Annotated in this window: 13 protein-coding genes; 9 read left to right on the top strand and 4 right to left on the bottom strand. The window is 60.8% G+C overall.

From position 1 onward, the window contains the following. Nucleotides 1–80: 80 nt before the first annotated feature. Complete coding sequence (locus tag PYR65_RS05765; protein WP_276120268.1) at nucleotides 81–1,631, bottom strand: sigma-54-dependent transcriptional regulator; 1,551 nt, start codon at nucleotides 1,629–1,631, stop codon at nucleotides 81–83. Between the two features lie 204 nt (nucleotides 1,632–1,835). Between PYR65_RS05765 and PYR65_RS05760 the strand changes: the two genes are divergently transcribed. From PYR65_RS05760 to PYR65_RS05745, 4 genes are all read left to right on the top strand, one after another. Then, nucleotides 1,836–3,698, top strand: a complete 1,863-nt coding sequence (locus tag PYR65_RS05760) for a M3 family oligoendopeptidase (RefSeq protein ID WP_276120267.1) — start codon at nucleotides 1,836–1,838, stop codon at nucleotides 3,696–3,698. 207 nt (nucleotides 3,699–3,905) lie between these two features. Next, on the top strand, nucleotides 3,906–5,063 hold the full coding sequence (locus PYR65_RS05755) for an aminodeoxychorismate synthase component I (protein ID WP_276120979.1): 1,158 nt from the start codon (nucleotides 3,906–3,908) through the stop codon (nucleotides 5,061–5,063). After that, nucleotides 5,060–5,845, top strand: coding sequence for an aminotransferase class IV family protein (locus PYR65_RS05750; protein ID WP_276120266.1), 786 nt, complete (start codon nucleotides 5,060–5,062; stop codon nucleotides 5,843–5,845). The genes PYR65_RS05755 and PYR65_RS05750 overlap by 4 nt, the downstream gene beginning before the upstream one ends. Before the next feature lie 2 nt (nucleotides 5,846–5,847). Then, complete coding sequence (locus PYR65_RS05745; protein WP_276120265.1) at nucleotides 5,848–6,132, top strand: YciI family protein; 285 nt, start codon at nucleotides 5,848–5,850, stop codon at nucleotides 6,130–6,132. A gap of 3 nt (nucleotides 6,133–6,135) precedes the next feature. On the opposite strand, the gene PYR65_RS05740 is transcribed toward PYR65_RS05745, so the two are convergent. Continuing rightward, the gene (locus PYR65_RS05740) at nucleotides 6,136–7,044 is read right to left on the bottom strand and encodes a GGDEF domain-containing protein (RefSeq protein ID WP_060639355.1); all 909 of its coding nucleotides are present in this window, start codon (nucleotides 7,042–7,044) and stop codon (nucleotides 6,136–6,138) included. A 268-nt stretch (nucleotides 7,045–7,312) separates the two neighbouring features. Then, nucleotides 7,313–8,428: a 4-hydroxyphenylpyruvate dioxygenase gene (hppD, locus tag PYR65_RS05735; protein WP_276120264.1), complete on the bottom strand. Its 1,116-nt coding sequence runs from the start codon at nucleotides 8,426–8,428 to the stop codon at nucleotides 7,313–7,315. Between the two features lie 128 nt (nucleotides 8,429–8,556). Between hppD and PYR65_RS05730 the strand changes: the two genes are divergently transcribed. Then, entirely contained in the window at nucleotides 8,557–9,036 is a 480-nt protein-coding gene (locus PYR65_RS05730) for an Lrp/AsnC family transcriptional regulator (RefSeq protein ID WP_276120263.1), read from the top strand. Here the strand turns inward: PYR65_RS05730 and PYR65_RS05725 are convergent. Beyond that, on the bottom strand, nucleotides 9,033–9,518 hold the full coding sequence (locus tag PYR65_RS05725; RefSeq protein ID WP_276120262.1) for a MarR family winged helix-turn-helix transcriptional regulator: 486 nt from the start codon (nucleotides 9,516–9,518) through the stop codon (nucleotides 9,033–9,035). The two genes, PYR65_RS05730 and PYR65_RS05725, sit on opposite strands and share 4 nt — an antisense overlap. A gap of 67 nt (nucleotides 9,519–9,585) precedes the next feature. On the opposite strand from PYR65_RS05725, the gene hmgA reads away from it, so the two are divergent. The 4 genes from hmgA to PYR65_RS05705 all read left to right on the top strand — a co-directional run bounded on the left by hmgA (nucleotide 9,586) and on the right by PYR65_RS05705 (nucleotide 13,521). Beyond that, entirely contained in the window at nucleotides 9,586–10,941 is a 1,356-nt protein-coding gene (gene hmgA, locus PYR65_RS05720; protein WP_276120261.1) for a homogentisate 1,2-dioxygenase, read from the top strand. Between the two features lie 181 nt (nucleotides 10,942–11,122). Continuing rightward, nucleotides 11,123–12,151, top strand: a complete 1,029-nt coding sequence (locus PYR65_RS05715; protein ID WP_276120260.1) for a fumarylacetoacetate hydrolase family protein — start codon at nucleotides 11,123–11,125, stop codon at nucleotides 12,149–12,151. Further along, nucleotides 12,151–12,792 (top strand): maleylacetoacetate isomerase, encoded by a 642-nt coding sequence (gene maiA / locus PYR65_RS05710; protein WP_276120259.1) that lies wholly within the window; start codon nucleotides 12,151–12,153, stop codon nucleotides 12,790–12,792. Before PYR65_RS05715 ends, maiA begins: the two co-directional genes overlap by 1 nt. 81 nt (nucleotides 12,793–12,873) lie before the next feature. Beyond that, nucleotides 12,874–13,521, top strand: coding sequence for an alpha/beta hydrolase family protein (locus PYR65_RS05705; protein WP_276120258.1), 648 nt, complete (start codon nucleotides 12,874–12,876; stop codon nucleotides 13,519–13,521). Nucleotides 13,522–13,618 lie beyond the last annotated feature (97 nt).

Genomic DNA, 13,618 nt, shown 5'->3' with positions numbered 1-13,618 from the left:
ATATAGTGAATGGTTCACTAACAAGGTCTAAACGACAACATCCAAATGCGACGGAACGTTAGGGATTGTTATCCCTCGTTTTACGCGGCCTCGCTGAACGGATCGTCCGGGTTGATGCCGTAATCCTTGAGTTTACGGTACAATGTCGAGCGCCCGATGCCAAGCTTGCGCGCCACCTGGCTCATCTGACCCCGGTAGAATTTCAGCGCAAACCGAATCAGTTCCTCTTCCACATCGGCGAGCTTTCGCACATTGCCGCCGTCATCGACGCTGGCAATCGCGTTTTCAGAGTGCTGATCCGGCGCAGCACTGCGCGGATCGGCCTTCTCGGCAGCGCTGAAATGCGGATAGACCGGCGGCAGATAATTGGCGTCCGCAACCGCGCCCTTGGCAGGCCCCGTCTCCTCCCAGGTGAAGCCCGACTTTTCGGCAACGACATAGCCGGGGATCTGTGTGGCGATCTGCGGGAAATCCTTGACCGTCAGTTCGCTCCCCTCTGCCAGAACGACCGCCCGGAAGATGGCATTTTCCAGCTGGCGGATATTGCCCGGCCAGTCATAGGCCGTCAGAAGCGCCATTGCGCCGCTGGAAACCGAAAGCGGCGATGCGAGCCGCTGCTCCAGCGCGAAACGCTCGACGAAAGTGCGAACGAGAACCGGAATATCCTCCTTGCGCTTGCGCAGCGCCGGCATGGCGATCGGAAACACGTTCAGCCGGTAATAGAGATCCTCGCGGAAGCGGCCCTCCCGGACTTCATTGATGAGGTCCTTATTGGTGGCCGAGATTAGCCGGACATTGACCTTTTGCGGATGGCGGGCGCCGATCGTTTCGATCTCGCCCTGCTGCACGGCGCGCAGCAGCTTCACCTGAACTTCAAGCGGCAGGTCGCCGATCTCATCCAGGAACAGCGTGCCGCCATCGGCATCGGCAAATTTGCCGGAATGTTTTTCAGTGGCGCCGGTAAAGGCACCCTTTTCATGGCCAAAGAGAATGCTCTCCACCAGATTGTGCGGGATGGCCCCACAATTGACCGTGATAAACGGTTTGCTGGCGCGCTCGCTGGCATGCTGGATGGCCCGGGCGACCATTTCCTTGCCGACGCCGGATTCGCCTTCGAGGACGATCGGAATATTGGACTGCGCCGCGCGGCGCGCCAGGTCGAGCACCCGGATCATTGCAGGACTTGCCGAGACGATATCGTCGAACCCGACGGTGCCGCTGCGTGACCGTTTTGGCGCGCGCCCACTCTTGCCCTCGCGATGATCCATCTTCAAGGCATTGGTAATGGCAACGGAAAGCCGCTCGGGCGAGACCGGCTTGACCACGAAATCGAAGGCGCCGGCCTGCATGGCGAGAACCACCGTCTCGATGCCACCCTGCCCTGTCTGCACGATCACGGGCGTATCGATGCCGCGCTCGGCGATGGCCTCGAGAAAACCATGGCCGTTCATTTCAGGCATCATCAGATCGAGAAGGATAACGCTGATCAGCCCGCGCTTGCGCTCCAGCAATTCCAGACCGCTGCGTCCGTTATCGGCGAGATGGGCGATGTGACCGAGCCGCTCGATCATGTTCGTCAGCAGCCGGCGCTGGACCGGATCGTCATCGATGACGAGAATTTGGGATGTCATGAAGGCCTCCTGCTTTCCGCGTAGAACCCGATCGCCACGTCATGTGCCGTATCGTGAGAAACATTCCTGTCAGAAAGGCCTGAAAATCCTCTTTTGAGAAATGCTTGCATTTTATCCATTGCCGACGTTAGGTCATGGACCCATATCCGACCTCTGCTTCGCCGCCCGAAACCGGGCCGGCATCGACAAATAGAGTGACCGCCCATGCCTCATTTCTCTGCCTTCCAGACATCGTCACGCATCGCCCTTTCCGCCTCGTCCGGTGGCGCGAATGCGGTGGAATTGGGCGATCTGCCCACCTGGAAACTGGAGGATCTCTACCCCTCGGCAAGCTCTGCGGAATATCTCGGCGACCTGGAAAAGGCGGACACGCTCGCCAAGGCCTTCGAGGCCAAATGGAAGGGCAAGCTGTCGGATGCAGCAGCGCTTAAAGGAGACGCGGGCATCGGCGCGGCGGTGCGCGAATATGAAGTGCTCGAAGATCTGATGGGCAAGATCGGCTCCTTCGCCGGCCTCACCTATTTTTCCGACACGTCCAATCCGGCCAACGGCAAGCTCTATGGCGATGCCCAGGCGAAGCTCACGGATATGGCGAGCCATCTCCTGTTCTTTGCGCTGGAACTCAACCGCATCGACGACGCCGTCATCGACAGAGCGCTCGAAACCGACACGCTTGCAGCCCATTACAAGCCGTGGCTCGTTGATCTGCGCATGGACAAGCCCTACCAGCTGGATGACAAGATCGAGCAGCTCTTCCTCGAAAAATCGATGACCGGCGCCAGCGCCTTCAACCGGCTGTTCGATGAAACCATGGCGGCGCTGACCTTTAAGGTCGATGGGGAGACGCTGCCGCTCGAAGTGACGCTGAGCATGCTGCAGGAAGCCGATCCGGAGATCCGCAAGAAGGCGGCAGCTGCACTGGCCAAGACCTTCAAGGACAATATCCGCACCTTCACGCTGATCACCAACACGCTCGCCAAAGACAAGGACATCTCCGATCGCTGGCGCGGCTTTACCGATATCGCCGACAGCCGCCACCTGGCCAACCGTGTCGAACGCGACGTGGTCGATGCGCTGGCTGCAGCCGTGAAGGATGCCTATCCGCGGCTGTCGCACCGCTATTATGCGATGAAGGCCAAGTGGCTCGGCATGGAACAGATGGAATTCTGGGACCGCAACGCGCCGCTGCCGGAAACGCCGGCGACGCTGATCCCATGGAGCGAAGCCAAGGAAACGGTTCTATCCGCCTATGCGGGCTTCCAGCCGGAAATGGCCGATATCGCCCGGCGCTTTTTCGATGGCGGCTGGATCGATGCGCCGGTGCGTCCCGGCAAGGCGCCGGGCGCCTTTGCACATCCGACGGTGCCGTCCGCGCATCCTTACGTGCTGGTTAATTATATGGGCAAGCCGCGCGACGTGATGACGCTCGCCCATGAGCTCGGCCATGGCGTGCATCAGGTTCTGGCCGGCGGCCAGGGTGCGCTGATGGCCTCGACGCCGCTGACCCTGGCTGAAACCGCCTCCGTCTTCGGCGAAATGCTGACTTTCCGGGCCCTGCTCGACAAGACGAAGGACAAGCGTGAACGCAAGGCCATGCTTGCCCAGAAGGTCGAGGACATGATCAACACGGTCGTGCGCCAGATCGCCTTTTACGAATTCGAGCGCAAGGTGCACACCGCCCGAAAGAATGGCGAGCTAACTGCCGACGATATCGGCCAGTTGTGGCTGTCGGTTCAGGAAGAAAGCCTCGGTCCGGCCATCCGGATTTCCGAGGGCTACGAGACCTACTGGGCCTATATCCCCCACTTCATCCATTCGCCCTTCTACGTCTATGCCTATGCCTTCGGCGATTGCCTGGTCAACTCGCTCTACGCCGTCTATCAAAAGGCCGAAACCGGCTTTCAGCAGAAATATTTCGAGCTCCTGAAGGCGGGTGGCACCAAGCATCACTCCGAGCTTCTCGCACCCTTTGGCCTCGACGCCACCGATCCGTCGTTCTGGGCACAGGGCCTGTCGATGCTGGAAGGACTGATCGACGAGTTGGAAGTGCTTGATAGACAGGCATAGACTTGAGCAGGAACGGACGATGACAGCGAGCTTTGCGGATGCCCGTATGGATCCCCGGGTCAAGCCCGGGGATGACGATCCGTGGGCTCGGCTGGCTGCAAAGTCACGTCCACTCTGCGGCCGGCAAACCCATGTCCGCCGTCTCCCCCATTCTCTGTCATCCTCGGGCTCGACCCGAGGATCCACGCGGACACAAGCGTGAGCCGCATGATCGACACCGGCCCCTATGTCCTGTTCCGGGACGACAGCGAAGACAGGACGACCGTCTTTGCCGAGCCGTTGCGCATCATCACCGCCCACACGAAGGCGCAGTTCTGGTCCGGCCTGAAGGACATGGAAGCCGCCCACGGGCAAGGCAAATGGCTGGCCGGTTTCATGAGCTATGAAGCGGGTCACCTCTTTGAAGAAAAGCTTACCCCCTTCGCGCAGGAAAACCGCCGCACGCCGCTGATGGCGTTCGGCGTGTTCGATGGCCCGGCCGACGGCCACGCACTGGCAGAGCCCCAGCGCCGCATCGAGAACGAGCCTTTTATCACCGAGCCCCGCGCAAGCTGGAATTTTGAGACCTATAAGCAGCGTTTCGACCGGCTGCACCAGCATCTGCGGCAGGGCGATTGTTACCAGGCGAACCTGACCATGCAGGTCAACGCCCGCTGGAACGGCGATCCGCTGGCTGCCTTCTGGTCGCTGATCGAGCGGCAACCAGTGAAATATGGCGCGCTGGTCTCGCTTGGCGGTCCCACCCTTCTGTCGCGCTCGCCCGAACTGTTTTTCCGGGTGGATCAGGACGGCTGGATCGAAACGCACCCAATGAAAGGCACGGCCCGGCGCGGCGCAACGCCTGCGGAAGACCAGGACCTGATCCGCGAAATGCGGGAGGATCCGAAATCCCAGGCCGAAAACCGCATGATCGTCGATCTGCTGCGCAACGACATTTCCCGCATCACGGAGGTTGGCACGCTCGATGTGCCCAAACTCTTCGATATCGAAACCTATCCGACCGTGCACCAGATGGTCAGCCATGTGCGGGCAAAATTGCTGCCCGATATCGGCATCACCCAGATTTTCGAAGCGCTGTTCCCCTGCGGTTCCGTCACCGGCGCGCCCAAAATGCGGGCGATGGACATTCTTCATGATCTCGAAGACGGGCCGCGCGATGCCTATTGCGGCTCGATCGGCTTCATCGCGCCTGACGGGACAATGCGCTTCAACGTCGCCATCCGCACGCTGTCACTCTTTCCGGAAGGCGAAGCCATCTTCAATGTCGGCGGCGGCATCGTTTTTGATTCCACCGCCGAAGCCGAATATGAGGAATGCCTGCTCAAAGCCCGCTTCGCCGTCGGCGATACCTGGATCGACCGATGAGCGATTTCTCGCTGATCGAAACGATGCGATGGGAGCCTGAAAAAGGCATCGTCCGCCTGCGGCTGCATCTGGCCCGGCTGACACGTTCGGCGGGACGGCTGGGATTTTTAGGCGCGGATCGGGCTGCGGAAAAGCTGTCGGAGGTGCTGGGGGACATACATCCCGCGCGCTCCCTCTTCTCCCCAGCGGGGAGAAGTGCCGAGCAAAGCGAGGCGATGAGGGGGCCGTCCGGCACATTCAGCACCAGCCGCCCCCCCTCATCCGGCCCTTCGGGCCACCTTCTCCCCGCAGGGGAGAAGAGAGAACAACTGCCGGGGCCCCTTCGCGTCCGCCTGACCCTCAGCCCCGCCGGCGAAATCGCCATCACCACCGCGCCGTTCGCGCCGCTGCCGCCCGATACAATCTGGCGCGTCGCGATCGCCGCAGCCCGGCTCGATTCCAACAACAGGCTTTTGCGCCACAAGACCACAAGGCGCGAAATTTACGAGGCAGCGCGCGCCGAATATCCGGCGGCCGATGCCGATGAGGTGCTGTTGCTCAATGAGACGGGCGAACCCTGCGAGGGCACGATCACCTCGATCTTTCTCGATGACGGCTCGGGGATGCTCAAAACACCGCCGGTCGCCTGCGGCCTTTTGGCGGGCGTGCTGCGCACCGAGCTGATCTGCGCCCGTCGCGCCCGCGTCCAGCGCCTGACCCTGGCCGATCTGAAGACCGGCACACTCTATATGGGCAATTCGCTGCGCGGGCTGATCCGCGCCAAACTCCTGATGAAGGACTGATCATGTTCATCCTATCACTGACCTATACAGCCCGATTGTCCGAAGTCGACCGCCATATCGAACCCCATATGGACTGGGTGAAAGACGGCTATGACAGAGGCATTTTCCTCGCATCCGGACGCAAGAACCCGCGCACCGGCGGGGTGATCTTCGCACGCGGCACACGGGCCGAAATCGAGGCGATCGTGGCGGCGGACCCGTTTACCATCCATGGCGTCGCAGATACCGAGATCACCGAGGTCACAGTAACCCGGACGGCTGATGGCCTTGAAGGACTGACAGAGTAGAGATCAGCGGGCGCCAACCGCCATGCGGTCGCGGCCGGAATGCTTGGCATCGTAAAGGGCGGCATCGGCGCGCGAATAGATTTCCTTTGCGGTCTCGCCCGGCCGCAGGGCGGCAATGCCGGCCGAGCAGGTATAGGAAAACAGCGGGGCCGACAAAAGCGGACGTGCCGTGCGCACCGTTTCCAGCACCTGGTCGATGATCCACTCCCCCTCGGCAAGCGTTGTCTGCGGAAAGATCAGCATGAACTCCTCGCCGCCGATGCGGCCGAAACAATCATGGCGCCGCACGACCGGGTGGACCCGGCGGGCAAAGTCGAGCAGGATCTCGTCGCCTGTCTGGTGGCCATAGAGATCGTTGATGCCCTTGAAGAAGTCGATATCGAGAATGGAAATGCAGCCGCTGACGGGACCGCCCGCTGGCTGGCTGCGGATCATCGCCTCCAGTTGCGCCATCATGTAACGGCGGTTGGAGATGCCGGTGAGTTCGTCGGTCTGCGATGCCTTCAGCGCAAAATCGCGATCCTGCCGTAATGTCCTTTCGTCGGCGCGCAGATGGGTGATGTCATTGGCGATGCACAGCATCCAGCCGCTGCGATCGACGCTTTCGGTCATCCAGAGCCAGCGGCCATCGACCAGATCGGTCTCGAATGCGCGAAACGGCATCTTGCCGCGCCGCGACTGCGCCGAGACGACCCAGGCTTCGAAATCCGGCACGCTGATGACGGTGCCCCGGCCAAGCGCATGATTCCGCCGCATCAAATCCGCCCAGAGCGGCGTCTCCGCCTCATCGAGCGCGAAAGCTGCGCGAAAAGCCCGGTTCGCGTAGCGCAGGCGATCCCGCTGATCGTAAAGCGCGATGAAAACCGCAGTCTCATCCCGCAAGGACGCCAGTCTCGCCTGTAAGTCATCCATCGCATTGATTCCGTATCACCACATCCATGATACCAGCCATAGCGGTCAGCACGCCAGAATAATGCCGATTGTACGAATTCCCCGCAGCCGGAGATTGTTATGCTCAATGAAATATATGCCCGCGTCTCAAAATGGAACATAAACATCAGAATACTGTGACAACAGGACGGGGTGTCAGGCCACGCGAAAACCCGGCCCGCAAACACAAAAAACCCCGCCGGTTTGCACCTGGCGGGGCTTCTACAGAGGTGGCGATTGACGCCAGGGATTACTCGGCGGCGGCGGCCGGTTTCAAAACGCCTCGGCGAATCTGGTCGGCCTCGATCGATTCGAACAGAGCGCGAAAATTGCCTTCGCCAAAACCTTCATCACCCTTGCGCTGGATGAATTCGAAGAAGATCGGCCCGATCACGGTCTTTGAGAAGATTTGCAGCAGGATGCGGGTCATGCCGCCATCCACCACGCCCTCGCCGTCGATCAGGATACCGTGCTTCTTCATCTTCTCGATAGGCTCGTCATGCCCATTTACCCGGTCATGCGACAGGTCGTAATAGGTTTCCGGCGGTCCCGGCATGAACTTCAGGTCATTGGCGGCCAGCCTGTCGGTCGCCTCGTAGATGCCATCAGTGCCAACGGCGATATGCTGGATGCCCTCGCCCTTGTATTTGCGTAGGTATTCCTCGATCTGGCTCGTATCGTCCTTGGACTCGTTCAGCGGGATGCGGATCTTGCCGCAGGCGGAGGTGATCGCCCGGCTTGTGAGACCCGTGATGCGCCCGTCTATATTGAAGAAATGGATCTGCTTGAAGCCGAACAGTTCGCGGTAGAAATCCCACCACGTATCCATGTTGCCGCGATAGACATTATGGGTGAGGTGATCGAGATAATAAAAGCCGACGCCCTCAGGCTTCGGATCGCGCGCGCCCAGCCACTCGAATTCCGCCTCATAGGGCGAACCCTTGCTGCCGTAAGTGTCGATGAAATAGAGCAGCGAACCGCCAATGCCGACGATAGCGGGAACGTCGAGCGCCTTGTCCTTGCCGGTATAGGGCATGGCACCTTTGGAAACGGCATGATCGAACGCATGTTTCGCATCCGAAACACGCCAGGCCATGGATGGCGCGCAAGGACCGTGATCCTCCACGAAACGCATGGCATGGCTGCCGGGCTCGGCATTCAGGATGTAGTTGATATCGCCCTGGCGCCAGACGCTAATATCCTTGCTGCGATGCTTGGCAACGCAGGAATAGCCCATGCGGGTGAAAAGCTCGCGCAGCTTTTCGGGCTCCGGATGGGCGAATTCGACAAACTCGAAACCATCGGTACCGGCCGGGTTGTCAACAGTAATGCCGGTCGGCGGCGTATCATGCGGGAAGGGGCCCATCGTTCTCTCCTCTGAATGTCAGAATTTGGGCCATGATGACGGAGATTCCGTGCATTGTGCTTGCATTCTTGCGCATTAAGGCGAAATCTATGCATGATTCATGCGAAATATTGAGGATTTGCGCACAGATGGGACAGCTCGACGGATATGACCTGAAGATCCTTTCGCAATTGCAGAGTGATGGCCGGCTGACCAACAACGAACTCTCCGAAAGGATCGCCTTATCGCCCTCGCAATGCTCGCGGCGGCGGGCGCGGCTGGAGGCCGAAGGGTTCATCCAGACCTACCGGGCCATGCTGGACCGCGGTCGGCTGGGGCTGGACCTGCTGATCGTCATTGCCGTGACGCTGGCCACCCATAACCGCGACAATGCCAAGCGTTTTGCAGCCCTGATCGCCGATCTGCCGGAGGTGCTGGAATGTTATGCGCTGACCGGCGAGATGGATTATCACCTCAAGGTCGTGACACCCGATCTTGCCGGCCTTGCCCATTTCGTCAACGACGTGCTGTTGCCGCATGACAGCGTGCAGCATGTGAAAACGTCGATTGTGCTGGCAACGCTGAAGGATTTCGAGGGGCTTCCGGTGCGCCAGCGCGCAAAATCCTAACGCGGTTTCTTCGGCATGGCTTTTTCAACGGCGGTGAGCCCGGAGGACAGGGCCTGCAAACCATCCTGCCCCAACAGATGTGAGAGTTCGGCCGAATAATCACGCGCCAGCCGCGTCAGGTCCCGGTAGGCCCTGATGCCGGCGGGCGTCAGTTCCAGATGCTCGGCGCGGCGATCGTCCTCGTCCTGCGTCCGCTTCAGCCAGCGGCGTTCTTCCAGCGCAAACACGGCGCGGCTGACCTTCGTCTTGTGCATGGTGGAATGGGCCCCGACCTCCGTCGCCGTCATCCGGCCGGAGCTTCCAAGCGCCGCCCCCAACGCTGCCAATGTGCGCCATTCGGGCCGCGTCAGCCCGTATTCGGCCTTGTAAGCCGCAGCAAAGCGCAAAGCGACGAACTCCGCCGCACGATTGAGGCGGAACGGCAGGAACTGCTCGAGATCGAAATCGGCGAAGACATTCTCGGGGTTCATCGGTTCCTTCATGGCTTCCTTGATAGTTACAAAATTGACAGTTACATTTGTAACCATATTCACGGAGGAGGATCAAGCGATGCTGGAAAAAACCCGGACTGATGCTGCCGATGCGATGGTCAACAGCCCGCAATATATGCCCGGCTTCGGCAATGACTTCGAAACGGAATCTCTTCCCGGCGCCCTGCCCCAAGGCCAGAACAGCCCGCAGAAATGCAATTACGGCCTATATGCCGAACAGCTGTCTGGTTCCCCCTTCACCGCGCCGCGCGGCACAAACGAGCGCTCCTGGCTCTACCGCATCCGGCCGAGCGTACGCCACACGCGCCGTTTCTCCAATGCCAGCTACCCGTTCTGGAAATCGGCGCCCTGTCTCGACGATCACTCCCTGCCACTTGGACAATTGCGCTGGAGCCCGATCCCGGAACCGGCGGAAAGCCTCAATTTCCTTTCCGGCATCCGCACCATGACCGCCGCCGGCGACGTCATGACCCAGGTCGGCATGGCCGCCCATGCCTATATCTTCAACGATGACATGATCGACGATTATTTCTTCGATGCCGATGGCGAACTTTTGATCGTGCCGCAGCTCGGCGCCATCCGCGTCTTCACCGAAATGGGGATCATGGATGTCGGACCGTCGGAGATCTGCCTCGTCCCGCGCGGCATGATGTTCAAGGTCTCGCGGCTTGGCGAAGGCTCAGTCTGGCGGGGATATATCTGCGAGAATTACGGCGCTAAATTCACCCTGCCGGATCGCGGCCCGATCGGCGCCAACTGCCTTGCCAATCCGCGCGATTTCAAGACGCCGGTGGCCGCCTACGAGGACAAGGAAACGCCCTGCCGGGTGCATGTGAAATGGTGCGGGAAGTTCTACGTTACCGAGATCGGCCATTCGCCGCTCGATGTCATCGCCTGGCACGGCAATTACGCACCCTTCAAATATGATCTGCGGACGTTTTCGCCGGTCGGCGCGATCCTGTTCGATCATCCCGACCCGTCGATCTTCACGGTGCTGACGGCACCGACGGAGGAGGCCGGCACCGCCAATGTCGATTTCGTCATCTTTCCGCCGCGCTGGCTGGTGGCCGAACACACGTTTCGCCCGCCCTGGTACCACCGCAATATCATGAGCGAATTCATGGGTCTGATCCATGGCCAATATGACGCCAAGGAAGAGGGTTTCGTGCCCGGCGGTATGAGCCTGCACAATATGATGCTGCCACACGGACCGGACGCACCCGGCTTCGAGAAAGCCTCCAACAGCGAACTGAAGCCCGTGAAGCTCGACCATACCATGGCCTTCATGTTCGAGACGCGCTACCCGCAGCAACTCACCCGCTATGCCGCCGAACTGGAAACGCTGCAGGACGATTATCTCGAATGCTGGGACGGCTTGGAGCGGAAATTCGACGGCACGCCGGGGATCCGGTGAAGCCCAACGACAAAGGCCCCTCATCCGCCCTGTCGGGCACCTTCTCCCCGCAGGCCGGGAGAAGGGAGAAGCGGCAAGCTCCATCGTCCCCTCTCCCCGTCTGCGGGGAGAGGGCTAGGGGCAAGGCCGCAATTAAATCGTGAGGGGCAAGGCGGCGCATAGATAAAGAACGGGAACCAACATGAAGCTTGCCACACTCAAGGACTCCACCCGCGATGGCCGCCTGGTCGTCGTGTCCCGGGATCTGACCCGTTGTTCCGAAGTCGGCCATATCGCCCGCACACTACAGGCGGCTCTGGACGACTGGGCCCATGCCGGCCCGCGCCTTGGCGAGGTCGCGGACGGTCTGGAAACCGGCACTCAGCCTTCGCAGCGCTTCCATGAACACGAAGCCGCCTCTCCCCTGCCGCGGGCCTATCAGTGGGCGGATGGGTCGGCCTATGTCAATCACGTCGAACTGGTGCGCAAGGCCCGCAACGCCGAAATGCCCGCCTCCTTCTGGACCGAGCCCTTGATGTATCAGGGCGGCTCCGACGCGTTTCTTGCCCCCCGCGATCCGATCGTGATGGCGGACGAGGCCTATGGGATCGACATGGAGGCAGAGATAGCCGTCATCACCGATGACGTGCTGATGGGCGCAACACCCGAGGCTGCCAGGGCTGCTATCCGCCTGATCATGCTGGTCAACGATGTCTCCCTGCGCGGCCTCATCCCGGCTGAACTCGCCAAGGGTTTCGGCTTCTTCCAGTCCAAGCCCTCCTCTGCCTTTTCACCTGTTGCGGTCACGCCGGAAGACCTGGGCGACGCCTGGGATGCCGGCAAGCTGCATCTGCCGCTTCTCGTCGATCTCAACGGAAACCCCTTCGGCCGCGCCAATGCCGGTATCGACATGACCTTCGATTTTGGTGAACTGGTTGCCCATGCGGCCAAAACCCGGCCGCTTTGCGCCGGAACCATCATCGGCTCGGGCACCGTTTCCAACAAGCTCGACGGCGGGCCGGGCAAACCTGTATCGCAAGGTGGCGCTGGCTATTCCTGCATCGCCGAAATCCGCACCATCGAAACCATCGAGGCAGGCGCGCCCACCACGCCGTTCCTGCATTTCGGCGACACCGTGCGGATCGAAATGAAGGACAAGACCGGGCATTCGATCTTTGGCGCGATCGAGCAGACGGTGGCGAAATATCAACCCGGCGCGAGGCAATCCTGATGACCTCTCCGGTTCTCTTCGACTACTGGCGCTCTTCCGCCAGCTACCGGGTGCGGATTGCGCTCAACATGCTGGATATTCCCTACAGCTCCGTGCCCGTCGATTTGTTGAGCGGGCAGCACAAGCAGCCGGAGCATCTCGCCCGCAATCCGCAGGGTCTGGTTCCAGCTGTTGAGATCGATGGCCATATGCTGACGCAGTCGCTTGCCATCATCGAATATCTGGCGGAAACGCGGCCGGACACGCCCTTCCTGCCCGCCGATCCGCTGGGCCGCCACCGCGTCCGCGCCCTCTCCTATGTCATTGCCATGGACATCCATCCCACCTGCAATCTCGGCATCGTCGCCCATGTCATGCAGCAGGCGAGCGATCCGGAGGCGGCACGCGCGGCCTGGATGCGCAAGTTCATCGGCGAAGGTCTCACCGCCTTCGAACGCCTGCTCGATCACCCGGCAACCGGCACCTTCTGTCATGGTGACAGGCCGGGCATGGCCGATCTCTGCCTCGTGCCGCAGCTCTACAATGCCCGGCGCTGGAATGTCGATCTGACGGACTGCGCACGCACGGTGGCCATTGCCGAGCGATGTGCCGCACTGCCCGCCTTTGCCGCGGCCCATCCGGATCAGGCCGCGCCCAAATAGGAAAATGCCGGTCAGGCTGCTTTCCGTCGGAAGCTGTTCTTGGCATAACGGCCATCCCGGCAATCAGACGCAGGCTTCGCCATGGAACAGAACTTTCTCATCGACGGCGCGGCCAACGCGGCGATAACAATCCTTCTCGCCCATGGCGCCGGTGCCCCGATGGATTCCGCGTCGATGAATGCAGCCACGGGGGCCCTTGTCACCGAAGGATTTCGCGTCGTCCGCTTCGAGTTCGGCTACATGGCCGCCCGCCGCGCTTCCGGCGCACGCAAACCGCCGCCAAAAGCAGAAAAGCTGATCCCCGAATATCTGGCAGCCATTGCCGCACTCGGTGCAACCGGACCTTTGATCATCGGCGGCAAGTCGATGGGCGGCCGCGTTGCCAGCATGGTGGCCGATGACCTTTTGTCGCGGGGAGAGATCGCCGGCCTGCTCTGCCTCGGCTATCCCTTTCATCCGCCGGGCAAGCCTGAAAGCCTGCGCACGCAGCATCTGGCGGAGCTGAAAACGCCCACGCTCATCTGCCAGGGAACCCGCGACGAATTCGGAACGCGCGAGGAAGTTGCAAGCTACGCACTCTCCGGCAACATCCGCATTCTCTGGCTGGAAGACGGCGATCACGACCTGAAACCGCGCAAGACGATCTCCGGCTTCTCGGCCGCCGACCACCTGAAGACGATGGCCGGAACTGTGAAGCACTGGTCTCAGCAAATCACGAAGACGGATTGAGAACCGCCTCTCCCGCCATCCACAAACCTGTCATCGGCCGCATGCTACAAACCGGCCGAGTTGCCGTGTCACCCTTTATTGTGACAGAAATCTATGC

It is taken from the genome of Pararhizobium qamdonense, assembly GCF_029277445.1.
In the GTDB taxonomy this organism is placed as follows: domain Bacteria; phylum Pseudomonadota; class Alphaproteobacteria; order Rhizobiales; family Rhizobiaceae; genus Pararhizobium; species Pararhizobium qamdonense.
This window is presented reverse-complemented; position numbering and strand designations above follow the sequence as displayed.